Raw genomic sequence first — 22,792 nt, 5'->3', positions numbered from 1 at the left:
AAAAGGTGAGAGGGAGTATATCTCAGCGCCGGCAAAAGCAAAAATAGCGGTTAAATCGATCCCGGCATTATGCCGGGATCGCCAGGTTACAGAACCATACGAACAATGTCGATTTTACCCAGCTCTTCATACAGTGTCTCAACCTGCTCAATATGAGTCGCATTGATAGTCACAGAAACTGAATGATAGTTCCCCTTGCTGCTAGGCTTCACTTCAGGGGTATAGTCGCCAGGGGCATGACGCTGGACAACTTCAACCACCAAGTCCACCAGCTCTGGTTGCGCAAGACCCATGACTTTATAAGTAAAGGATGTTGGAAATTCCAGTAATTCGTTCAGTTTGGTTTTCATGGTCGCTCCGGCCTAGGGCTCTATAAATAATCACTCCTGCCGAAGCAGGAGTGGCTTTGTTACTAGATATATGGTGATGAATTTCCGGTTTTCAAGCCAGTGGCGATTAACCGAACCAGTGATGCAGTGTCAGCTTAATATAGTCGATGATACGACCAAAGAAACCACCTTCAGGCATCTCCTGCAGAACCACCAATGGACGTTGTTCAATAGTTTTGCCATCCAGCTGGAAATTAATTGTACCAACGACCTGGTCTTTCTGTAACGGGGCATGTAACTCAGGGGAATTCAGTACATAGCTGGCTTTCAGGTCTTTCATACGACCACGTGGGATCGTCAGATAAACGTCTTTATCAACCCCTAAAGCCGCACGATCGCTTTTACCAAACCAGACCGGCTCAGAAGCAAACTCTTTACCCGCTTTTAGTGGTGAAACTGTTTCAAAGAAACGAAAACCCCAGGTCAGTAGCTTCTTACTTTCAGATTCACGACCTTTATATGTACGCCCGCCCATCACCACAGAAATCAGACGCATGTCCCCTTCTGTTGCTGATGCGACCAGGTTATAGCCCGCGGCATTGGTATGACCCGTTTTGATACCATCAACATTAAGGCTGGTATCCCAAAGCAAACCATTGCGGTTCGTCTGACGGATATTGTTGAAGGTAAATTCTTTTTCTTTATAGATTGCGTACTCGTTGGGCACGTCGCGGATCAGAGCCTGGCCAATCAGGGCCATATCCCGCGCAGAGCTGAACTGCCCATCAGCATCCAGGCCATGTACTGTTTTGAAATGGGTGTTTTTCAATCCTAATGCATTGGCATAGCCATTCATCAGGCTGACAAAGGCATCCTGACTGCCGGCAACGAAATCTGCCATCGCCACACAAGCATCATTACCAGACTGTAAGTTAATACCACGAATCAGTTTACTGACCGGAACCTGCATGCCGGGTTGCAGGAACATTAATGAGGAACCTTTAAAGACCGGGTTACCTGTAGCCCAGGCATCCTGGTTTACGGTGACGACGGTATTCTCATCAAATTTACCTGCTTTCATTGCCTGGCCAATGACATAGCTGGTCATCATTTTGGTCAGGCTGGCCGGATCGCGGCGGGCATCAGCATTGGACTCTGCCAGTACTTTTCCTGAATTAGCATCAATCAGAATATAGGATTCTGCATCAATTTGCGGGACGCCAGGAATCATTGTTTTAAGATTAAGATCATCAGCCTGAACAGTCGCGGCAGATGAAAACGCCAGTAACATGGTGAACGCAATACGTTTCACAAAACGAGTAGGGAAATCTGTAGTCATGATTAAAACAACGGCATCCGTGATGGGATTAAAAAAGTGCCTCACTATAACAAAAGCATTTTTTGCTGGCATCTGACTTTGCTTGCGAGTTTGTTAATAGAGCTTACAAAACCTTACATAGCGACAAATGCCAGCAAATGACTAGTGTGCAGGCGCATTGGTAATGAAAGATTGCTGTTGAGCTTCGGATAGTAAGCGTTGTTGTAGGGCAATAGCCTCACTGCGCTGACTGAACGGGCCTAACTGCACGCGGTAAATCGCACCATTTTGCGAAACCGCTCCTTGAGTAGCAAACTGCTGGCTCAGTTTCTTAAGCCATTGCTGGGCGCGAGTACTATCACTCACGGCGCCCACTTGCACGACATACTGCCCGTGAGCCTGGGATGGCGCGGTTCGTTGTGGTACAGGTGTGCTGGTAACAGGGGGGGTGGTGTCCACTGCTGCTGGCTGTGCTGGTGCTTCAGGCTGCTCAAGAATACCCGCAGGCATAGGCGTTGGAGCCCCTAAAAAACCGCTGCTTTTGACAGGAGCCCCCATGGGGTCTTCACTCTGCAAAGATGCATTATTGATAGCCATTACGTCCTGTTGGGGAGCAGGAGCCTGATAAGAAGACGCGCTCCCCAGGCCGCTGTTTAAATCCGGGCGAGCGGGCAGGGCGTAGGTTTGCTTGGCAATAGTGGTACAAGCCATGCCCGGGCCGGAATAGCTACCGTCAGCAGCGACAATAATCGGGTCGATACGCACCCTGGTATTATTTGAGGTATTAAGACGATCAGCTACTGCCCGGGACAGGGCAACAACGCGGTCTCTGGTGCCATAAGGGCCCCTGTCATTGACACGCACCACCAGCATACGGCCATTTGCCAGGTTAGTGATACGAGCATAACTTGGGACTGGTAATGTAGGATGTGCAACAGTCAATGCGTTCGGATCAAACTCTTCACCGGATGCCGTCAGATTGCTGTCGGTGGGACCATCATAAATGGCCGCAAATCCTGTCTCGCTATAGTTAGCTGGATTTTTCACGATGTTATACTGGCGGCCATCACGCTGGTAATCCTGATTCAGCGAAGGATTCAGTGGCTCAAACCGTGGTTCCTGGCCAGTGATTTCTACCACCGGGCTATTACAGACAGCCACGGGCGGTACCTGATTTGTTGGTTGCTGGCCGTTGTCATTCAACGAACATGCCGTCAGTAATGTTGCTGCTATGCAGACACCAAGCCATTGCTTAACCATTGCGCTCCTCATCCAATTAAACGCTCTTCGATAACATTTTTCTGTGAGTATGTATCGACATGACGATACCAAACCCGGCCATCAGTACGATTAACGCTGACCCCCCATAACTGACTAAAGGGAGTGGTACGCCGACCACAGGTAAGATACCACTAACCATACCGATATTGACAAACACATAAACGAATAAAATTAGCATCAGGCCACCGACCATGACACGGCCAAATGTTGTCTGGGCGTAGGCCGCAATAAAGAGCCCCCGTGCAATGAGCAGCAAATAGAGGGCCAGCAGAACCATTACCCCCAGTAACCCCAATTCTTCTGCCAGTACCGCAAAGATGAAGTCCGTATGTCGTTCGGGTAAAAACTCCAGTTGTGACTGAGTGCCATGCAGCCAGCCTTTACCACGCAACCCTCCAGAACCAATCGCAATTTTCGACTGAATAATATGGTATCCCGCGCCAAGTGGGTCAGTTTCTGGATCCAGTAACATCATAACGCGGGAGCGCTGATAGTCATGCATCAGGAAGAACCACAGTAACGGAATAAAGGCTGCCAGTAGCAGCACCGCGATAAGGATTAAACGCCAGCTGAGTCCTGACAGGAACAAGACGAACAGCCCTGAAGAAGCCACTAATATGGATGTTCCCAAGTCAGGCTGTGCTGCAACCAGCAGCGTGGGCATAAAAATAAGGATTAACGCAATTCCGGTATTTTTCAATGACGGCGGGCAGACGTCCCGGTTAATAAAGCGAGCCACCATTAATGGCACGGCAATTTTCGCTATCTCGGATGGCTGAAAACGAATAATTCCTAAATCGAGCCAGCGTTGTGCCCCTTTAGAGATCGCACCAAAAGCATCCACGGCGACTAATAAAATAATACAGATGATGTAGAGATAAGGCGCCCAGCCTTCATAGACCCGGGGGGGAATTTGTGCCATGACCAGCATTACCACAAAACCAATGCCAATTTGCCCCAGTTTACGCTCCATCATCCCCATGTCTTGACCACTGGCACTCCATACTACCAGCGCACTGAAGACCAGCAGGGCGACAATGGTCACCAGCAACGTGGGATCAAGGTGGACTTTATCCCAGATAGATCTTTTCGTTGAATTTTCGGTCATGTCTATTGGTCCTCGACAGCAGATGCGCCCGGTAATGCATCAGGCAGCACGGTATTGTTATCCCCGAGCATCAAGTGGTCGAGAATTTGCCGCATAATTGTGCCCACCGCCGGGCCGACACCGCCGTTTTCCAGAATAATGGTCACGGCATACTGTGGCTTATCATAGGGGGCGAAGCCGATCATCATTTTATGGTCACGTAAACGCTCGGCAATCTTACTGGCGTTATAGGTTTCGTTCGCTTTCAAACCAAATACTTGAGCGGTACCTGATTTCACCGCGGCTTTATAGGGGGCGTTGGTAAAGTAGCGATGGGCTGTTCCGTTACTTCGATTCGCTACACCGTACATACCATCTTTAGCTATCTCCCAGAAGCCGGAATGAATATCCCCCACGGGTTCTTCTGATGGCTGAACCCAGGGGATTTTTTTACCGTCTTCAACCCGGCTCATCAGCAGGTGTGGCACATGGACGATACCGTCATTAATCAGGATCATCAGTGCTTTGTTCATCTGAATAGGGGTTGCTGTCCAGTATCCCTGACCAATCCCGACTGGAATGGTATCCCCTTGATACCACGGCTTTTTAAAACGCTTCATCTTCCATTCACGGGTTGGCATATTACCCGAACGTTCTTCTGCAAGGTCAATTCCCGTGTAATGACCATAGCCAAATTTGTTCATCCATTCCCCGAGACGGTCAATACCTAAGTCATAGGCAACCTGATAGAAGAAGGTATCTGCTGACTCTTCAAGTGACTTGGTGACGTTCAGGCGTCCGTGGCCCCACTTTTTCCAGTCGCGGTAGCGTTTTTCAGAACCAGGAAGCTGCCACCAGCCAGGATCAAACAGAGAAGTATTACGGTTGATAACCCCGGCACTGAGTGCTGACACGGCAATATAGGGTTTTACTGTTGAGGCCGGAGGATAGATCCCCTGGGTGGCACGGTTAATCAAAGGGGTATCGGGGTCATTGAGCAGCCCGGAATAATCCTTGCTGGAGATACCATCAACAAACAGGTTAGGGTTATAACTCGGCATGGAGACCAGTGCCAGAATCCCCCCGGTATTGGGATCGGTAACGATAACGGAAGCACGGCTGCCTTCCAGTAACGTTTCAATATAGGTTTGTAGTTTCAGATCCAGAGTCAGATAGATATCGTTGCCGGCAATCGGCGGCACTTCTTTAAGCTGACGGATCACGCGGCCACGGTTATTGACCTCAACCTCTTCGTAGCCGGTCTGACCATGAAGAATATCTTCATAGTAACGTTCGATCCCAAGTTTACCGATATCCCGAGTGGCGGCGTAATTGGCCAGTTTCTCGTCTTTTTTCAGACGTTCAACGTCTTTATCATTAATTTTGGAAACATAACCAATAACATGGGTCAGGGCGGAACCATAGGGATAAAAACGGCGTTTATAGCCTTTGACTTCAACCCCAGGAAAGCGGTACTGATTAACAGCAAAACGAGCAACCTGAACTTCGGTCAGGTTATTTTTAACCGGGATCGAGGTGAAGCGATGAGAACGCGCTCGTTCTTTTTTGAAGTTGGCGATATCTTCGTCCGTCAGGTCTATCACTGATCGGAGCGCATCCAGGGTGTCTTGTACGTTATCCACTTTCTCAGGCATCATTTCCATTTGATAGATAGTCCGGTTCGCTGCTAGTGGCGTGCCGTTTCTGTCATAAATAATGCCCCTGCTTGGAGTAATGGGAACCAGTTTGATACGGTTAACATTAGAGCGTGTCTGGTAATCACTAAAGCGGGTAACTTGTAAATGGTAAAGATTGACGAGCAAGACGCCCGTGAGCAGTAAAATGCCTAAAAAAGCGACAAGAGCACGGCGCACAAAGAGCGCCGACTCAGCAGAATAGTCGCGAAAAGAGTTCTGTAATTTCATTGGCCGCCTGATATGACCTGCACAGGTTTATTCACGGTGGTAGGGGTGATTAGTGGTGATGCTCCAGGCTCGATATAAGCTTTCAGCAACCAGAACCCTGACCAGAGGATGAGGCATTGTCAGTGCAGAAAGAGACCAGCTCTGTTCAGCCGCAGCCTTACAGCAGGGAGCCAGCCCTTCAGGGCCACCAATCAATAAACTCACATCGCGGCCATCTTGTTTCCAGCGTTCAAGCTGCACGGCAAGCTGTGGTGTGTCCCAAGGTTGCCCGGGGATATCCAGAGTGACAATCCGATTACCTTTACCCGCAGCAGCCAGCATCATCTCACCCTCTTTTTCCAGGATGCGCTTAATATCAGCATTCTTACCCCGTTTCCCCGCGGGTACTTCAACCAATTCAAATGGCATATCTTTAGGAAAACGGCGTAAATACTCGGTAAATCCGGTTTGTACCCAGTCAGGCATTTTGGTTCCAACAGCGACCAGTTGCAGCTTCACGCGTTAGCTCCAGAGCTTTTCGAGTTCGTACAGCTGACGGCTTTCTTCTTGCATCACATGAACAATGACTTCGCCGAGGTCAACAACGACCCAGTCAGAGGCTGTAATACCTTTGACGCCCATTGGTGTCAGTCCAATTTCGCGTGACGCCTGAACGACGTTTTCTGCAATAGCCATAACGTGACGATTAGATGTACCGGTACAAATAACCATACAGTCGGTGATGCTTGATTTACCTTTGACATCAATCGCGATGATGTCCTGGCCTTTAAGGTCATCAATTTTATCGATGACGAAATCCTGGAATGCTTTACCCTGCAAGAGTCCCCCTGAGAGCGTAATAGTCTGATTTGATACGTTGCGACGTCATTATACAGTAGAGATTGGTTATTCTGACCCAGCCAAAAGGCACCAATTCACCCTTTGGCTATATCATCCCATTGCGAGACAGAGTTTGCATCGCCATTTTTGTAAAACAATTTCAAAGTCGCAACATAATACGGGTAGAAAATAGTGGCAGCGGAGCATAACAGCCTGACAGAGCCTGTCAATGACTGCTTTTCGCGGAGGCCATGACCACTGGATTTTTTACTGAAGAATTACCGTCAGGCCCCGTCTTTTTCTGTTAACGATGTCACGGCAAGTGCATCAGATACTGTGAACAGGGGCGAAACCGGTGGTAAGGGCTCCAGGCTTACAAAGGGGGGCGCTCTTTTTCTGGCGTGTTCGCTGAAAATAGTAATCCCTGGGGTGGATGGGCCATGGCTGGGCAGGGTTAAATCTCTTGGGAGGCCGGGGCTCGGTTATTCAGACACTGCAGTACTGCAAAATCTTCATAGAGCTGTATCTCGCTCCATGCTCCTTGCTCAATGGCAAAGCTCCACATGGCCTCCGGAGGGAGTTTTAACAACTGACAGATCAGCAGACTCAGCACGCCTTGATGGCTGACAACCAGAATATTGGCCTGCTTATCCTCACACTTAAGCTGTGCGATAAATTGTGCAATACGTTGATAAAACGCGGTAAAACTTTCTCCTGCTGGTGGGACCACGTTTTGCCAGTCATCACACCAGGCGGCGTACTGTGTCGGGTACTTCTCTGTCAACTCGAGGGCGCTGTGCATCTCCCAGTCGCCGAAAAACATTTCATTGACTAACGGCGTTGTGATAACTGGCAGCTTACGTTGCTGCAGTACTCGTTGAGTGGTCTGCTGCACCCGGCCTGATTCACCGCAAAAAACCTTATCAAAAGAGAGATGCTGCAACTTTTCCCCCACCGCTAAGGCCTGATCAAGGCCAACCGGTGTCAGCGGCGTTTCTGATTGCCCGCTATAACGCTTGTCGAGATTGGCTTGTGTTTGTCCATGACGGACTAACCAAAGTTTCATCAGTTTTATCTCTCACTCTGTCCGTGGCCCACAGGCAAAGTGTATCATTCACCTGAGCCAGACTATGAATTTTCTGCAGGAGACAGACCATGGCATTTACCAGCCAGCATGGCGGTAATATTCGTGAAGCAGCCGCTTCAATGGGTGTAGAGCCTCATGAATTGATCGACTTCAGCGCTAATATCAATCCACTGGGAATGCCGGCCTCATTAAAGCAGGCAATTATCGATAATTTGTCGCTGGCTGAACACTACCCGGACGAGGCCTATCAGGATCTTCATGATGCCCTGGCACGACATCATGGGGTTTCTGCTGACTGGGTACTGGCAGGAAACGGTGAAACTGAACTTATTTTTAATCTGGTTAAGCAACTGGCTCCGAAGCGGGCATTGTTGTTGACGCCAGGGTTTGCTGAGTATCGCCGGGCGCTGGACGCCGTCATGTGTGAAATACGCGAATATTCTCTGAGTGAAACACAAGACTGGCAGCCTGACGAACAGTTTCTGGCGGCACTGACCCCAGACCTTGATTGTCTGTTTCTCTGTACTCCCAATAATCCTACCGGGCTAATGCCAGACAGACACTTACTGGATGCGATTGTGGCACGCTGTTGCGCCATGAATATCGCTGTGATTATTGATGAAGCCTTTCTCGATTTTATTCCCGCTGATCCTGGATTTATTCCGCGGCTGTCGCACTATCCCCAGCTATACATTTTGCGGTCTGTGACTAAATTCTTTGCCATTCCTGGATTACGACTGGGTTATCTGGTGAGTCGTGATATTGATACGGTGAGTCAGATACGCAAGCGTCGCGAACCCTGGACCATTAATGCTTTTGCCGCGCTTGCCGGGGAACGAGTTTTTCATGACCACCAGTATATTGAGGCCAGCCATACTTGGCTGAAGACTGAACGCAGTCGCCTTTTTGCACAGCTTACGGCTATGACCGCTTTGCGGGTCTGGCCCCCGGCCGCAAACTATATTTTTTTGCGTTGTGAGCGTCCTGGACTGGCCTTGCAACAGGCGCTATTAAAAAGGAAGATTCTTATTCGCAGCTGTGCCAACTACCCTGGGCTTGATGGTCGTTATTATCGTGTGGCAATCAAAAGTGAGGCGGATAATAACCATCTGCTGGCAGCATTACGGGATGTGTTTAGCGATAAAGATGTTGCTGGTGGATAAAATTGAGTACGGGGGCAGGGACTAAATCATCGCAAGGTTGCCCGGCCGCCAGACGCTGGCGAATGAGGGTGGCAGAAATGTCATATAGCGGAGTGGGGGCGATAAAAATGCATCCTGCAGGTTGCTGATGCAGCGAAGCGACGGATGACGTCCGATGCGTTTCCAGCCATTGTTGTCGTTCAGGTGTTTCCATGGTGAGGGGATAACCTGGACGCTGACAGACCAGCAAATGGCAGAGGGACAACAGGGACTCCCAACGGTGCCAGTGGGGTAAACTGAGCAGTGAGTCCTGGCCGATAATAAACGCCAGGGGCTGCTGATTACCTTTTTCAGCACGAACTTCCTCCAGCGTATCGACGGTCCAGGAAGGGGTAGCACGTTTCAGTTCGCGGCAATCCAGTGTGAATAGGGGATTGTTCGCAATCGCCAGTTCCACCATCTTTCGACGTTGTTCACTGGTGGCTTCAGGCTGTGGTCGATGGGGGGGAACATTATTTGGCATAATAATGATCTGGTGGAGCGAAACCTGTTCTGCCAGTGCGGTGACTGAGTTCAGATGGCCGTAATGAATAGGGTCAAAAGTTCCCCCATAAATGGCCTGCAAGGTGGGTCTTGTCTCAGTCATGGATAAATATTTCAGGCAGTGCTTTGTTGCAAATCAGCAGAGAAATTTCTTCCAGCTCATTCCACACGGATTGACCATAGTCTTGTTTAAGTGTCAGCTCTATCCGGGCTAACAGACTGACACCTTGATATAACTGGGGTAAGGTCAGGCGGTTTAAGGCTTCGGTTAATAACGGACGGCGGTTTTGCCAAACCCGCTGTTGATCAAATAACGTGCGGAGCGGCACTGTCACCATTTGGCGTTTAAGCTGTACCAGCTGTAATAGCTCTCGCTGCAGGGTACGCAAGAGAATAACCGGCTCACAGGCTTCCAGATGAAGCTGACGCAGAATATGCAACGCCCGTTTACTCTTGCCATTCATCAGGGCATCAATCCAGTGAAAGGGGCTAAAGTGGGCGGCGTCGTTCACGGCTTGCTCAACCCTTGGTAGGGTGAGTTTACCGTCAGGCCAAATCAATGACAGGCGTTCAAGTGCTTGTGAAAGTGCCAGCAAATTACCCTCATAACAATAGCAGAGGAGCTGACTGGCCGGATCATCCAGTGTCAGACTCATCTGTTTAGCCCGCTGGGCGACCCAGCGTGGCAGATGGTTATGTTCCGGGGTCTGGCAACTCACCTGCACACACTGGTCAGCAATCCTGGTTAACCAGGGGGCATTTTCCTGAGCTTTGGTTAGTTTGTTTCCACGAACCAGGAGCAGAATATCCCCGTGTAAAAGGCTGACGAGCGTATCCAGTTGAGCGTTAATGGTGGCATTAGGGCCATTTTCGGGGAGCAGGAGCAGCAAGGTTTGACGCCGGGAGAACAGGCTTTGTTCCTGACAGAGGGCAAACAGATCCTGCCAGTCAGTGCTGGCATCAATCTGGACGCTGTGATGTTCTTCAAAGCCCTGTTGTTGGGCTGCCTGACGAATGGCATCCTGACTTTCTTGCAGCAACAGAGGGTCATTGCCGGTGATAATATAGGCCGCGCGCAGCCCTTCATGGAGTTGCGCGCGGAGTTGCTCTGGATACAACCGAATCATTGGCTACCGAGCGTGGCCGACAGATTCGTCGAAACCCGACCGGTGGCAGTCACCGCTTCAGATTTACTCTTCTCGCTGAGGCGAGCCGCCTCTTTTCTGTCCGCTTCCTGCTCTGCGGCATCTACAGAAAGTAATGAACGAATCAGCTGTTGGGCGACGTTGGTATACATTTCCTGGATGATAAGTTCCTGCTCTGCATCCTTCGCCAGGGCGGTTAACGGGTTATCAAAGAAAGATCGATAAGTCGTTGCACTGATAGGATAAATATCAGCCCCCGGGATCAGAACCTGGGCTCTGACCGTCATCACCATTTGATATTCTGCCGTCCGGCCATCCTGGAAGATGGAGGCCGTGTCTTTACTCAGGCTGGAGCCCAGAACACGTAAAGAGGGAATATTTTTTGTGGTATCCGTGGCTTTATCATCAACAAGAGTGACACCGTTTAACAGTAATTGCTGGCGGATCTCCCTGGTCAGCGGCCCGTTAGGGTCGCTGGAGTTGAGGATAAGCGTTTTAAGCCCGGTCGGGATCTGCGTGGTACCACGCAGATGAAAACCACACCCTGCGGTCATTAATACCGCCAGGGTGACAAGCAAAGTGATAAAGGGATGTCGCACGTTACCTCCTGCGCTTAGCCCACAACCAAGTTGAGCAGTTTACCCGGAATATAAATGACTTTCCGCAGGGTTACGCCCTCAAGATGTTTTGCTACCAGATGTTCCTGTAGCGCACGCTCATGCACTTGCTGTTCCGTAGCATCAACGGGAACTGTTACTTTACCGCGGACTTTTCCGTTGATCTGCACCACGACCAGACGGGAGTCTTCCACCATGGCTTTTTCATCAGCCTGCGGCCATGGTGCATTGTCGATATCACCATTTCCACCCAGAGATTGCCACATAGCGAAGCTAGCATGTGGAGTAAATGGATAGAGCATAGGCACTACGGCTAACAGTGCTTCGTTGAGCAGTGCGCGGTTGGTATCGTCATCCTGATCAACACGCGTCAGCTTATTCATCAGTTCCATAATCGCCGCGATGGCGGTATTGAATGTCTGACGGCGACCGATGTCATCAGTCACTTTAGCAATCGTTTTATGTACATCGCGACGCAGTGCTTTTTGATCATCGTTCAATGAGGTGATATCCAGCGCTGGTGCAGCACCACGGCTGGTATGTTCATAAACCAGTCGCCATACACGTTTCAGGAAACGGTTAGCGCCTTCAACACCGGACTCTTGCCATTCCAGAGTCATATCAGCAGGGGAAGCAAACATCATAAACAAGCGCACGGTATCTGCACCGTAACGTTCTACCATGACCTGAGGATCAATGCCGTTATTCTTCGATTTCGACATTTTACTCATGCCGGCATAAACCAGCTCATGACCGTCCTGATCCCGGGCTTTAACGATGCGGCCTTTCTCATCCCGCTCAACAATGGCATCCGTTGGGGAGACCCAGTTACGTTCACCGTTGTTGCCGACGTAGTAGAAGCCATCAGCTAATACCATACCCTGGCACAGCAGCTGTTTAGCCGGTTCATTAGACGTTACCATTCCGGCATCACGCATCAGCTTATGGAAAAAGCGGAAGTAAAGCAGATGCATAATGGCATGTTCAATACCACCAACATAGATGTCGACAGGCAGCCAGTAGTTAGCGGCTTTTGGGTCGAGCATGCCTTTATCATAATCCGGGCAGGTGTAGCGTGCGTAGTACCAGGATGACTCCATAAAGGTGTCAAAAGTATCCGTTTCACGCAGTGCAGGCTGACCATTAACGGTGGTTTTTGCCCATTCAGGATCGGCTTTTATTGGGCTGGTTATGCCATCCATAACGACATCTTCCGGCAAAATAACCGGTAACTGGTCTTCTGGTGTGGGCATAACCGTACCATCTTCCAGCGTAACCATAGGGATTGGTGCTCCCCAGTAACGCTGACGGGAAACACCCCAGTCGCGCAGGCGGTAGTTGACTTTGCGTTCACCAACGCCTTTATCCGCCAGTTTATTGGCAATGGCATCAAATGCGGACTGGAAGTCGAGACCGTTGAACTCGCCAGAATTAAACAGTTTACCTTTTTCTGTCATTGCCGCAGCGGACAGATCAGGTTCACTACCGTCATTGTTTAAAATAACGGGCTTAATCGGCAGGTGATATTTCGTGGCAAATTCCCAGTCACGCTGGTCATGGCCTGGAACAGCCATCACAGCACCGGTGCCGTATTCCATCAGAACAAAGTTAGCAATCCAGACAGGAACAGCCTCACCAGTCAGTGGGTGAATAGCATTAATACCTGTTGCAATGCCTTTTTTCTCCATGGTTGCCATATCTGCTTCGGCAACTTTGGTATTACGACACTCTTCGATAAACGCAGCCACATCAGGACGTGTTTCCGCTGCCAGTTTTGCCAGGGGATGCCCTGCAGCAACCGCCAGATAGGTGACGCCCATAAAGGTGTCCGGACGGGTCGTATAAACTTTCAGTTTTTCTGCACTGTTTTCTACGTCAAAGGTAATTTCTACCCCTTCTGAACGACCAATCCAGTTACGCTGCATCGTTTTAACCTGCTCTGGCCAGTGGTCCAGGGTATCCAGGTCATTGAGGAGTTCGTCAGCATAAGCAGTGATTTTAATAAACCACTGAGGGATCTCTTTACGTTCAACTTTGGTGTCACAGCGCCAGCAGCACCCGTCAATGACCTGTTCATTAGCCAGAACAGTTTGGTCATTCGGACACCAGTTGACAGCAGATGTTTTTTTGTACACCAGGCCTTTTTTATACAGCTCAGTGAAAAATTGCTGTTCCCAGCGGTAGTATTCTGGGGTACAGGTAGCCAGTTCACGGCTCCAGTCGTAACCAAAACCCAGCGTTTTCAGCTGGTTTTTCATGTAGTCGATATTTTCATAGGTCCATGGTGCGGGTGCCGTATTGTTTTTTACTGCCGCCCCTTCAGCTGGCAAGCCGAATGCATCCCAGCCGATTGGCTGTAATACATTCTTGCCCAGCATACGCTGGTAGCGTGCCACGACATCACCGATGGTGTAATTACGTACGTGGCCCATATGTAGTCGGCCAGAAGGATAGGGTAGCATTGAGAGGCAGTAGTACTTCTCTTTGCTTTCGTCTTCGGTCACTTCAAAAGTACGTTTCTCTTGCCAGTGTTGCTGGACGTTGGATTCTATCTCTTCCGGGCGATATTGCTCTTGCATGGTAGCCAGTGGTCCTGTTTATGAAAGACAGCTACGGATGTAGCTTTGCACGATATAGGTTTAATAGCCCCATAGCATAGCTGATTCGCCACCAGCAAAACAGCCTTTCCCTCGTTTGAATAACCATTTCATACTTTGTTCCTTGCGGGTATTTTATGACTAAAGGAAGGAATTTAACCAAGGTGTCCCCGTTAAGGTCTATTATTGGTGCAGGTCACCTCTTTGTTCTGATGAGGTCTTTTTAAAGGAGTAGAAAAAGATGAGTAAAGTTTCCAAGTCATACCATGAACTGGTGAAGTCGCTGACCAAAAAGATAGAAGGTGGCGATCGCGATATTGATAAGTTGGTAAAAGAAGCGCACCAGTCACTGGAAGAAAAACATGAGCTGACACCCGAAGAAATCGCCCAGGTGACCAATGCCGTTCGTCGCGATATTAAAGCCTTTGCCGCCAGCTATAGTGAAAACGCAGATTCGTTTGGAGATAGCGTTTTTATGCGGGTCATAAAAGAAAGCCTGTGGCAGGAGCTGGCCGATATCACTGATAAAACTCAAATAGAGTGGCGGGAAGCATTTCAGGATATCGAAAACAAGGGTGTTTATCGTAGTGGGGAGTTGGTCGGTTTCGGGAATTTGGTGTGCGATAACTGTCATTTCAGTCTCGCAATCTATGCCCCTGAGGTTTTAACCGTCTGTCCTCAGTGTGGCCATGATCGTTTTCATCGTAAACCTTTTGATCCCTAAAATAACGATGCGCCCGTCTACGGGCGCATTATTAAGCGGTGATAAATACGGTAAAATTTAGTGCAGAATTTTAGCCAGGAAGTCTTTGGCGCGATCAGACTGTGGATTATTAAAGAATTCATCTTTATCGATGTCTTCGATAATTTTCCCTTCATCCATAAAAATAACACGATTGGCAACTTTACGGGCGAAGCCCATCTCATGAGTTACCACCATCATAGTCATCCCTTCGTTGGCCAGTTCCACCATCACATCCAGTACTTCATTGATCATTTCTGGATCCAGTGCCGAGGTGGGTTCGTCAAATAGCATGACCACCGGATCCATGCAGAGTGCCCGGGCAATAGCCACACGCTGTTGCTGACCACCGGAAAGCTGCGAGGGATATTTATTGGCATGATTACCCAGCCCTACACGCTCCAGGAGTTTGAGCCCTTTTTCACGTGAAAGGGTCTTATCGCGTTTCAGCACTTTCACTTGGGCTAGCGTCAGATTTTCGATAATGGATAAATGAGGAAACAGTTCAAAGTGCTGGAATACCATGCCGACGTGGGAGCGCAATTTGGCAAGATTGGTTTTTTTATCGTTCACTCGGGTGCCATTAAAAATGATTTCACCCTGTTGTATTGGCTCAAGGCCATTAACGGTTTTAATCAGCGTTGATTTACCGGAACCAGACGGACCGCAAACGACGACCACTTCGCCTTTTTTTACTTCTGTTGAGCAGTCGGTGAGCACCTGAAAGTGACCATACCACTTGGATACATTTTTCAAAGAGATCATTAGACAGTCCTTTTCTTCAAATAGCTGACCAGCAAAGAGGCGCTAAGACTAATAACAAAATAGACGAAGCCAGCAAACAGAATCATTTCGACCTGGGTGCCATCACGTTCACCAATGGTTGATGCGGTACGGAAGAAATCCGCCAGACTGATAACATAGACCAGAGAGGTATCCTGAAACAAGACAATACCTTGAGTTAACAGTAATGGCACCATGGCCCGGAAGGCCTGCGGTAAAATAACCAGTCGCATTGACTGGGCTTTGGTCATCCCCAGCGCCAGGGCTGCATTGGACTGTCCACGTGAAACACTTAATATCCCGGCACGAATAATTTCTGAATAGTAAGCGGCTTCAAACATGGCAAAGGCGACCATGGCTGAAATTAACCGAATATCTCGTTGGGGGGATAATCCCAGAATTGATTGTAAAAATCCGGGTACCACCAAATAGAACCAGAGCAGCACCATGACCAGGGGGACTGAGCGGAATACGTTGACATAAGCAGCAGCAAACCAGGCGACAGGTTTAAAACTGGATAAACGCATGACGGCCAGTAATGTCCCCCAGACGATACCGACAACGACAGCCGTAACTGTTATCTCCAGCGTAATGATCATGCCCTGCATCAGGAATGGCAGGGTTGGAATGATAGAACTCCAGTCGTATTCTGACATTATTTGCTCCCCATATTGCCAGGCAGACGAACTTTCCGTTCAACCAAGTACATAACACCCATAATGACAACGTTAATAAGAACATAGGCGAGGGTTATCGCGGTGAAAGACTCATAGGCGTGGGCAGAGTAATCAAGAAGCTTACCGGCCTGGGCTGCCAGATCCATCAAACCAATGGTTGATGCAATGGCGGAGTTTTTCACCAGGTTCATCATTTCCGAGGTCATCGGTGGCACAATCACACGGTAAGCATTTGGCAGCAGTACATAGCGATAAGCCTGGGTTTGTGTCAGTCCCATTGCCAGCGCTGCATTTTTTTGCCCGCGTGGCAGAGACTGAATGGCAGCCCTGACTTGCTCACAGACACGGGCAGCAGTAAACAGCCCCAGACAAAGCATAGAAGAGACAAAAAATTGTATATTGGGATCCAATTCTGCCTTAAACCACATGCCAATACTTTCTGGTAATAACTCAGGGATGACCAGATACCAGGTGAAAAACTGTACGATTAACGGGACGTTACGGAACAGCTCGACATAAACCGTGCCAATTGACGACAAGAGTTTATTTGGGACAGTACGCAGGATACCGAAAAGTGAACCTACGAAAAAAGCAATAATCCAGGCACTGAGAGAGAGCGCAACGGTGACCTGAAAGCCACTCCAAATCCAGCCCAGATAGGTAGTGTTGCCGAATGGGGTGGGCTGTAAAAAGATACCCCAATTCCAGTCTATGGACATAACATACTCCGCGATAAAAAAGAGGGTAGCGACGCTACCCTGAGATCGATGACGAACAGGATAAATCATCAACCTCGACGGACTGCAATATAGCCAGCTGACGTCCTTGTTACACAAAGAGGGTGCCAGGCACCCCTCAATGATTGATTAGAACCTTAGCCTCCCCATCTGATCTTTGTCAGCGTATTGAGGAGGGTTAACGGTTTCAGGGGAACGGCCTGTTACCGTTAACGAAGGGGGTTTCCATATTTCAATCAACAAGACGAATCACATCGCCCTGGTTTTTCTCATCTAGTTGAGTGCTTTGTCATTCGGTGCTTTGAAGGTCGCTTTCATCTCTTTAGAGAGGTCGAAATTCATATTTAAATTTTTTGGTGGAATAGGCTGTTTGAACCAGACTTCAAACCATTTTTCAGCTTCACCAGAGGTTTGTGCCTGGGCAATAGTCTCATCGACCAATTTTTTAAATTCAGGATCATTTTTACGCAGCATACAGCCATAGGCTTCTTCAGACTGTGGTGTCCCAACGATATCCCAGTCACCTGGTTTTTTCGCTTTCGCGCGTTCACCTGCCAGCAGGGCGTCATCCATCATAAAGGCGACCGCACGACCACTTTCCAGGGTACGGAAGGAGTCACCGTGATCTTTGGCACTGATAATGCGCATATCCATTTTCTTCTCATCGTTCAGCTTGTTGAGTAATGCTTCAGAGGTCGTTCCTGAAGTTACAACAACCGCTTTACCTTTCAGGTCAGAAAAGTCTTTGATAGGGCCGTTTTTCTTCACTAACAGACGGGTTCCGACGACAAAAATGGTATTAGAGAAGTCAGCCTGTTTTTGACGCTCAAGGTTGTTGGTGGTTGAGCCACATTCAAAATCGAAAGTGCCATTTTGCAGTAATGGAATACGGTTTTGTGAAGTAATAGGAATGAGCTTAACTTGTAAATCAGGCTTATTCAGTTTCTTCTTCACCGCATCAACAATGGCATTAGAGTAGTCCTGAGAATACCCGACAACTTTTTGCTGGTTATCGTAATAGGAAAACGGAACTGAAGACTCGCGGTGCCCGACGACAATCACGCCATTTTGATTAATTTTATCCAGGGTGGACTGCTGGCCAGAAGCCGGGGCCGCATCTTCCGCATGAGCAATTCCCAGACTCGCACCCATTCCCAGCACTAATGCAGCAGTAGCGGTCAGTTTACGTAATTGCATGTCTAACTCCTTAATCTGTGTGCTTAAACGGTGATTAAACCGAACTAATCAGTTTGTTGTTGTGTTGGATAATGGTCGAATAATTATTCAATGGTTACCATTGATGTTAGTTTCATGTCACCATTTTGATGCATTAATGTTTTTTTTTGAGATGTAACCCGCATCATTTAAAGGTGTTTGTCCTGCTTTTCATCAACCCGGTGCTATGCTTGCCACTTAATGGTGCATCGTGTTCACTTATAGTGCACCGTTGTCCCTGTTTTGCTCTTTTATGTTGCATCCTCCTTCATTCTGTCCGGTAAATGAGGTGGATACTAAAATAAAGCAACTTTTGTGCCAGAAATAAACATACGGGCTGAGGTTTACCTGAGGGCGAGCACAGAACGGAATAATCTACCCCATTCGTGATATTTGATGGCGGTTCTCGTGTATAGCGGTTTGGTTGTAAAGCAACCAGAAGATTGTGTTCGCCGGCTCTTGCTGTAATAGGTGAAAAGCAAAGAAGGAAAAACGACGTTTTTCCTTCTTTATCTGTAATAAAAGCCAGGATGAAGCCTGACTTTTATTATGTCGGGTGGGAATCAGGTACGGGGGCGCACTTTCAGGCTAATGATCAGCGCGGTAATACCGAACACCAGTGTTAATAGCCACAGGGGAGTATCACCAAAACGTGCGTAAGGTGTTAAACCACGTGCGGGGATAACGGTGGTTTCCAGCACTCCTCGCGTAAACTGCGGCAACATTTTAGTTATTTCACCTTTTGCATCAACCGTAACGGTAATGCCGTTATTGGTGCTGCGCAGTAAAGGACGTCCGAACTCCAGGGCACGCATTCGCGCCATTTGCAGGTGCTGCCACGGACCGATGGATTTACCAAACCAGGCATCATTCGAGATGGTCAGGAGATAGTCCGTATCCGGGCGGAAATTAGCACGTACTTGCTCACCGAGGATAATTTCGTAACAAATTGCCGGTGTCAGTTTGACATTTGCCGCTTCAAGCTGGGGCTGAACATAGGGGCCGCGGCTGAAAGAGGACATGGGTAAATCGAAGAAAGGGGCCAGTGGGCGCAGGATTGACTCCAGCGGGACAAATTCACCAAAGGGAACCAGGTGATTTTTATTATAGCGATCGCTACTGTTATAACTGTAGGGGCTACCCTCACCGAGAGTAATGATCGTGTTATAGGTATCATAGCGGTTATGGCGATTCAGACGGACATCCACAATACCGGTTATTAATGAGCTATGCTGTTGCAGCAGATGCTGGTTCAACATGTTCAGAAACGGTTGCTGGTTAATTTCCAGGTCCGGGATGGCTGATTCAGGCCAAATGATGAGTTGCGACTTCCCTAACAGGGGTTCTGTCAGGCCGTAATAGATCCGCAATGTATTCAGAAGCTGGGTTTCATCCCATTTCAGTGCCTGGGGAATATTACCCTGTACCAGCGCCACCTTAAGTGGTCGGTCAGTTTGTGGCTGAAACCACTGTAGTGTATTGAGTGGCCATGGCAGAAATAATAAGGCTGCTGCAAGCAACGCCGGTTTCCAGCTTTTTACATTCAGCGCATAAACCAGTAGACCACTGACAACCATCAGCAGCAGTGTAATAGTTTCCACACCAAAAATGGGTGCCAGACCTTTCAGAGGCCCGTTTATCTGGCTATAGCCAAATTGTAACCACGGAAAACCGGTTAAAATCCAGCCGCGCAGAAACTCGGTGACTTGCCACAGGGCCGGGGCTGCAAGGGCCAGACGCCACCAGCTGGTTTTCGGCCACAGGCGACTGAGCAGGCCAGCAAACAATCCGGTATACAGTGAGAGGTAGGCCGCCAGCAGGATAACCAGAAAAATGTTAACCGGGCCAGGCATGCCACCAAACTGGGCGATACTGACGTAGACCCAGTTAACACCGCTGCCAAATAACCCTAATCCCCAGAAGAAGCCGATCCAGGCACTTTGCGTTGCCCGGCGGTTGAGGGTCAGAGCCTGTAGCCCTGCCAGGGAGACAAGTGCCGCTGGCCAGAAATCATAAGGGGAGAAGGCCAGTGTGCCGCAAGCGCCGAACAAAAGCGCCAGCAGTAAACGTACTGACTGGCGTTGTAAGTATAGGGTGTAGCCCATAAAGGAGTTAGCTTTCCAGTTTCGGTTGAGGTGAGTCATCCGGTATACGGATATGAACCTGAATAATACGACGGCTATCCGCCATGGCGACTTTAAACTGGTAACCGTCTATTTCAATGGTTTCGCCGCGAGCAGGAAGGTGACCAAAGGCTTGCATCACTAGCCCACCTATGGTGTCGACCTCTTCATCACTGAAGTGAGTATCAAAGGCTTTGTTAAAGTCTTCAATTGATGCAAGGGCACGTGCCGTCCATGTGTGACGACTTAACTGACGGAAATCGATATCTTCCTCGTCATCGTACTCATCTTCTATATCGCCAACAATAAGCTCGAGAATATCTTCAATCGTGACAAGGCCAGAGACACCACCAAATTCATCAATGACAATCGCCATATGATAGCGTTGCTGACGAAATTCCTTGAGCATACGGTCAACACGCTTACTCTCAGGCACCACAACAGCCGGGCGTAACACCTTGTCGATACTGAATGGCTCACTGTCACTGCGCATAAATGGCAGCAGATCTTTGGCCATTAAAATCCCTTCAATGTGATCCTTGTCCTCGCTGATAACAGGAAAACGGGAGTGCGCTGACTCAGTGATCACATTAATGCATTCATCCAGTGTCTGATTGAGCTTAAGTGTCACGATTTGCGAGCGTGTGATCATAATGTCACGTACCCGCTGGTCAGCAATATCCATAACCCCTTCGAGCATATCGCGAGTATCCTGATCAATGAGTGCGTTTTGCTCTGAATCACGGATCAGTGTCAGCAAATCATCACGGTTTTTGGGTTCACCGTGGAACAGTTGACTCAGGAACAGGGAAAAAAATCCCTTTTTAGTGGCAGGCATATCACTATTATGTGAATTGTCGTCGCTCATGGCGTTAGGTTTGAGGCCTCTGGTTAGTCAAAACTCACAGGCGGTGAGATTGACCGCCGCCTGCATGTGTTACCCGATAATTCTATATCGTAGTAATTACTCTTTTTCGGCAATGTACGGATCCGCATACCCGAGGGCAAGCATTATCTCTGTTTCCAGTGCTTCCATCTCTTCTGCTTCATCGTCTTCAATATGATCATAGCCCAGAAGATGCAGGCTACCATGTATTACCATATGTGCCCAATGGGCGATTAGGGGTTTTTCTTGTTCCAGCGCTTCTTGTTCAACCACCTGGCGGCAAATAATTAAGTCACCCAGCAGGGGCAGTTCAATACCGGGCGGCGCCTCAAACGGAAAAGAGAGCACATTGGTTGGTTTGTCTTTACCCCGATAAGTCAGGTTTAGCTCATGACTTTCCGCTTCATCAACAAGACGTACCGTGACTTCTGCTTCTTCCTGAAATTGTGAAATCACCGCGTTGAGCCAGGTCTGGATCTGGCTCTCTTCAGGCAGGCCTGTGTTGTCTTCACAGGCCAGTTGTAGGTCAAGGATAACCTCGCTCATTCGCTCTCCCGAGGCGTGATATGATTTGTTTGTGCGTCATATTTACGTGCCGCTGCCAGGGCATCTTTACGCTGCTGTTCGCTGTTTTCCCACGCCTCATAGGCATTGACGATACGGGCCACCACCGGGTGACGTACCACATCCTCACTGTTGAGAAAATTAAAGCTTATTTCATCAACTTCAGCCAGCACGTCAATCGCATGGCGCAGACCTGACTTAATATTGCGTGGTAGATCGATTTGCGTTGCATCACCAGTAATAACTGCCTTGGAGTTGAATCCAATACGAGTCAGAAACATCTTCATCTGTTCGCTGGTGGTGTTCTGGCTTTCATCGAGAATAATAAAGGCATCATTGAGTGTTCTGCCACGCATATAGGCCAGCGGTGCCACTTCAATAACGTTACGTTCGATCAGTTTTTCTACACGTTCAAAGCCGAGCATCTCGAACAGTGCGTCATACAATGGACGCAAGTAAGGATCGACTTTTTGGCTCAGATCCCCGGGCAGAAAGCCCAGTTTTTCACCTGCTTCAACTGCCGGGCGGGTTAACAGGATACGGCGAATTTCCTGACGCTCAAGAGCGTCAACGGCTGCTGCGACAGCAAGGTAGGTTTTACCCGTACCAGCGGGGCCAATACCAAATGTAATATCATGGGTCAGAATATTAGAAATATACTGAGCCTGGTTAGGGGTGCGCGGCTTAATGACACCCCGTTTGGTTTTGATATTAATCCCTTTACCGTAATCCGGTACACTGTCAGCGACTTGTTCCAGTACGCCCGTCTCTTTAATCGCCAGATGGATTTTCTCGGGATCAATATCCTGGCTTTCGCCACGCATGGGGGCAGTGTCCACGTAGAGTGTCAGTAATATTTTTGCGGCAGCATTTACCGTCATGATGCGCCCTGTGATGCGAAATACATTATCACGGCGGCTGATATCGATGCCCAGGCGGCGTTCAAGCTGTTTGATGTTGTCATCAAATGGGCCGCAGAGGCTCAGAAGACGGGCATTATCTGCGGGCTCTAGTGTTATTTCACGCGTTTCGATATTCAAACTTATCCTCTGGATTATTCAGGCCAGTGAGTGTCAACAATAGGGTTTATGCCGCAGTCCTGATAACAATGCCTTCTCTGTTCGGTCAGGCAAGGACTGGCATCCAATAAGATATTTGGTTTATCACATCAGAAT

At 48.8% G+C, this 22,792-nt stretch carries 22 protein-coding genes; 2 read left to right on the top strand and 20 right to left on the bottom strand.

The annotated features are described in order from the left end of the window. Positions 1 to 86 precede the first annotated feature (86 nt). From ybeD to JK154_RS09620, 8 genes are all read right to left on the bottom strand, one after another. Complete coding sequence (gene ybeD / locus JK154_RS09655; protein ID WP_211992340.1) at positions 87 to 350, bottom strand: DUF493 family protein YbeD; 264 nt, start codon at positions 348 to 350, stop codon at positions 87 to 89. Between the two features lie 106 nt (positions 351 to 456). Next, complete coding sequence (gene dacA, locus JK154_RS09650) at positions 457 to 1,668, bottom strand: D-alanyl-D-alanine carboxypeptidase DacA (protein WP_211992339.1); 1,212 nt, start codon at positions 1,666 to 1,668, stop codon at positions 457 to 459. 141 nt (positions 1,669 to 1,809) lie between these two features. Further along, positions 1,810 to 2,907 (bottom strand): endolytic peptidoglycan transglycosylase RlpA, encoded by a 1,098-nt coding sequence (gene rlpA / locus JK154_RS09645; protein WP_211992338.1) that lies wholly within the window; start codon positions 2,905 to 2,907, stop codon positions 1,810 to 1,812. Between the two features lie 16 nt (positions 2,908 to 2,923). Continuing rightward, positions 2,924 to 4,036, bottom strand: coding sequence for a peptidoglycan glycosyltransferase MrdB (mrdB, locus tag JK154_RS09640; protein ID WP_211992337.1), 1,113 nt, complete (start codon positions 4,034 to 4,036; stop codon positions 2,924 to 2,926). A 2-nt stretch (positions 4,037 to 4,038) separates the two neighbouring features. Then, positions 4,039 to 5,940: a peptidoglycan DD-transpeptidase MrdA gene (gene mrdA / locus JK154_RS09635; protein ID WP_211992336.1), complete on the bottom strand. Its 1,902-nt coding sequence runs from the start codon at positions 5,938 to 5,940 to the stop codon at positions 4,039 to 4,041. 27 nt (positions 5,941 to 5,967) lie between these two features. Then, the gene (gene rlmH, locus JK154_RS09630; protein WP_211992335.1) at positions 5,968 to 6,438 is read right to left on the bottom strand and encodes a 23S rRNA (pseudouridine(1915)-N(3))-methyltransferase RlmH; all 471 of its coding nucleotides are present in this window, start codon (positions 6,436 to 6,438) and stop codon (positions 5,968 to 5,970) included. 3 nt (positions 6,439 to 6,441) lie between these two features. Continuing rightward, positions 6,442 to 6,759 carry a ribosome silencing factor gene (rsfS, locus tag JK154_RS09625; RefSeq protein ID WP_211992334.1) on the bottom strand — a complete coding sequence of 106 codons (318 nt, stop codon included), beginning with the start codon at positions 6,757 to 6,759 and terminating at the stop codon, positions 6,442 to 6,444. Positions 6,760 to 7,213: 454 nt separating this feature from the next. Then, positions 7,214 to 7,825: an adenosylcobalamin/alpha-ribazole phosphatase gene (locus tag JK154_RS09620; protein ID WP_211992333.1), complete on the bottom strand. Its 612-nt coding sequence runs from the start codon at positions 7,823 to 7,825 to the stop codon at positions 7,214 to 7,216. A gap of 89 nt (positions 7,826 to 7,914) precedes the next feature. On the opposite strand from JK154_RS09620, the gene cobD reads away from it, so the two are divergent. Further along, positions 7,915 to 9,009, top strand: coding sequence for a threonine-phosphate decarboxylase CobD (cobD, locus tag JK154_RS09615; protein WP_211992332.1), 1,095 nt, complete (start codon positions 7,915 to 7,917; stop codon positions 9,007 to 9,009). Here cobD and nadD read toward each other — a convergent pair. The 4 genes from nadD to leuS are packed head-to-tail and all read right to left on the bottom strand — an operon-like array spanning position 8,981 to position 13,872. Then, positions 8,981 to 9,634, bottom strand: coding sequence for a nicotinate-nucleotide adenylyltransferase (nadD, locus tag JK154_RS09610; protein ID WP_211992331.1), 654 nt, complete (start codon positions 9,632 to 9,634; stop codon positions 8,981 to 8,983). The genes cobD and nadD overlap by 29 nt on opposite strands. Next, positions 9,627 to 10,658: a DNA polymerase III subunit delta gene (holA, locus tag JK154_RS09605; protein ID WP_211992330.1), complete on the bottom strand. Its 1,032-nt coding sequence runs from the start codon at positions 10,656 to 10,658 to the stop codon at positions 9,627 to 9,629. The genes nadD and holA overlap by 8 nt, the downstream gene beginning before the upstream one ends. Continuing rightward, positions 10,655 to 11,275, bottom strand: coding sequence for an LPS assembly lipoprotein LptE (lptE, locus tag JK154_RS09600; RefSeq protein ID WP_211992329.1), 621 nt, complete (start codon positions 11,273 to 11,275; stop codon positions 10,655 to 10,657). Before lptE ends, holA begins: the two co-directional genes overlap by 4 nt. A 14-nt stretch (positions 11,276 to 11,289) precedes the next feature. Further along, positions 11,290 to 13,872 (bottom strand): leucine--tRNA ligase, encoded by a 2,583-nt coding sequence (gene leuS, locus JK154_RS09595; protein ID WP_211992328.1) that lies wholly within the window; start codon positions 13,870 to 13,872, stop codon positions 11,290 to 11,292. Positions 13,873 to 14,131: 259 nt separating this feature from the next. Between leuS and JK154_RS09590 the strand changes: the two genes are divergently transcribed. Then, positions 14,132 to 14,614, top strand: coding sequence for a zinc ribbon-containing protein (locus tag JK154_RS09590; RefSeq protein ID WP_211992327.1), 483 nt, complete (start codon positions 14,132 to 14,134; stop codon positions 14,612 to 14,614). A gap of 57 nt (positions 14,615 to 14,671) precedes the next feature. On the opposite strand, the gene JK154_RS09585 is transcribed toward JK154_RS09590, so the two are convergent. The 8 genes from JK154_RS09585 to JK154_RS09550 form a co-directional block, all read right to left on the bottom strand. Continuing rightward, a complete protein-coding gene (locus JK154_RS09585; protein WP_211992326.1) occupies positions 14,672 to 15,397 on the bottom strand; it encodes an amino acid ABC transporter ATP-binding protein in 726 nt (241 codons plus the stop codon). Continuing rightward, complete coding sequence (gene gltK / locus JK154_RS09580; RefSeq protein ID WP_211992325.1) at positions 15,397 to 16,071, bottom strand: glutamate/aspartate ABC transporter permease GltK; 675 nt, start codon at positions 16,069 to 16,071, stop codon at positions 15,397 to 15,399. The genes JK154_RS09585 and gltK overlap by 1 nt, the downstream gene beginning before the upstream one ends. Further along, on the bottom strand, positions 16,071 to 16,811 hold the full coding sequence (locus JK154_RS09575) for an amino acid ABC transporter permease (protein ID WP_211992324.1): 741 nt from the start codon (positions 16,809 to 16,811) through the stop codon (positions 16,071 to 16,073). The genes gltK and JK154_RS09575 overlap by 1 nt, the downstream gene beginning before the upstream one ends. Positions 16,812 to 17,102: 291 nt before the next feature. Continuing rightward, positions 17,103 to 18,026, bottom strand: coding sequence for an amino acid ABC transporter substrate-binding protein (locus tag JK154_RS09570; RefSeq protein WP_211992323.1), 924 nt, complete (start codon positions 18,024 to 18,026; stop codon positions 17,103 to 17,105). 581 nt (positions 18,027 to 18,607) lie between these two features. Then, positions 18,608 to 20,149, bottom strand: a complete 1,542-nt coding sequence (gene lnt, locus JK154_RS09565; protein ID WP_211992322.1) for an apolipoprotein N-acyltransferase — start codon at positions 20,147 to 20,149, stop codon at positions 18,608 to 18,610. 7 nt (positions 20,150 to 20,156) lie between these two features. Further along, the gene (gene corC / locus JK154_RS09560; RefSeq protein WP_211992321.1) at positions 20,157 to 21,035 is read right to left on the bottom strand and encodes a CNNM family magnesium/cobalt transport protein CorC; all 879 of its coding nucleotides are present in this window, start codon (positions 21,033 to 21,035) and stop codon (positions 20,157 to 20,159) included. Positions 21,036 to 21,131: 96 nt separating this feature from the next. Then, positions 21,132 to 21,599, bottom strand: coding sequence for an rRNA maturation RNase YbeY (gene ybeY, locus JK154_RS09555; RefSeq protein ID WP_211992320.1), 468 nt, complete (start codon positions 21,597 to 21,599; stop codon positions 21,132 to 21,134). Next, entirely contained in the window at positions 21,596 to 22,657 is a 1,062-nt protein-coding gene (locus JK154_RS09550) for a PhoH family protein (protein WP_211992319.1), read from the bottom strand. Before JK154_RS09550 ends, ybeY begins: the two co-directional genes overlap by 4 nt. Between the last annotated feature and the right edge of the window lie 135 nt (positions 22,658 to 22,792).

Source organism: Citrobacter sp. JGM124, from assembly GCF_018257795.1.
Taxonomy (GTDB): Bacteria; Pseudomonadota; Gammaproteobacteria; order Enterobacterales; family Enterobacteriaceae; genus JGM124.
Note: the sequence above shows the minus strand (reverse complement) of the source record. Positions and strands in the feature narration are given on the sequence as shown.

What these genes read in the sequence shown, in the direction of transcription:
- ybeD (WP_211992340.1), bottom strand. Translation starts at nt 350, where the DNA reads ATGAAAACCAAACTGAACGAATTACTGGAATTTCCAACATCCTTTACT.
- dacA (WP_211992339.1), bottom strand. Translation starts at nt 1,668, where the DNA reads ATGACTACAGATTTCCCTACTCGTTTTGTGAAACGTATTGCGTTCACC.
- rlpA (WP_211992338.1), bottom strand. Translation starts at nt 2,907, where the DNA reads ATGGTTAAGCAATGGCTTGGTGTCTGCATAGCAGCAACATTACTGACG.
- mrdB (WP_211992337.1), bottom strand. Translation starts at nt 4,036, where the DNA reads ATGACCGAAAATTCAACGAAAAGATCTATCTGGGATAAAGTCCACCTT.
- mrdA (WP_211992336.1), bottom strand. Translation starts at nt 5,940, where the DNA reads ATGAAATTACAGAACTCTTTTCGCGACTATTCTGCTGAGTCGGCGCTC.
- JK154_RS09620 (WP_211992333.1), bottom strand. Translation starts at nt 7,825, where the DNA reads ATGAAACTTTGGTTAGTCCGTCATGGACAAACACAAGCCAATCTCGAC.
- cobD (WP_211992332.1), top strand. Translation starts at nt 7,915, where the DNA reads ATGGCATTTACCAGCCAGCATGGCGGTAATATTCGTGAAGCAGCCGCT.
- nadD (WP_211992331.1), bottom strand. Translation starts at nt 9,634, where the DNA reads ATGACTGAGACAAGACCCACCTTGCAGGCCATTTATGGGGGAACTTTT.
- holA (WP_211992330.1), bottom strand. Translation starts at nt 10,658, where the DNA reads ATGATTCGGTTGTATCCAGAGCAACTCCGCGCGCAACTCCATGAAGGG.
- leuS (WP_211992328.1), bottom strand. Translation starts at nt 13,872, where the DNA reads ATGCAAGAGCAATATCGCCCGGAAGAGATAGAATCCAACGTCCAGCAA.
- JK154_RS09590 (WP_211992327.1), top strand. Translation starts at nt 14,132, where the DNA reads ATGAGTAAAGTTTCCAAGTCATACCATGAACTGGTGAAGTCGCTGACC.
- JK154_RS09585 (WP_211992326.1), bottom strand. Translation starts at nt 15,397, where the DNA reads ATGATCTCTTTGAAAAATGTATCCAAGTGGTATGGTCACTTTCAGGTG.
- gltK (WP_211992325.1), bottom strand. Translation starts at nt 16,071, where the DNA reads ATGTCAGAATACGACTGGAGTTCTATCATTCCAACCCTGCCATTCCTG.
- JK154_RS09575 (WP_211992324.1), bottom strand. Translation starts at nt 16,811, where the DNA reads ATGTCCATAGACTGGAATTGGGGTATCTTTTTACAGCCCACCCCATTC.
- JK154_RS09570 (WP_211992323.1), bottom strand. Translation starts at nt 18,026, where the DNA reads ATGCAATTACGTAAACTGACCGCTACTGCTGCATTAGTGCTGGGAATG.
- lnt (WP_211992322.1), bottom strand. Translation starts at nt 20,149, where the DNA reads ATGGGCTACACCCTATACTTACAACGCCAGTCAGTACGTTTACTGCTG.
- corC (WP_211992321.1), bottom strand. Translation starts at nt 21,035, where the DNA reads ATGAGCGACGACAATTCACATAATAGTGATATGCCTGCCACTAAAAAG.
- ybeY (WP_211992320.1), bottom strand. Translation starts at nt 21,599, where the DNA reads ATGAGCGAGGTTATCCTTGACCTACAACTGGCCTGTGAAGACAACACA.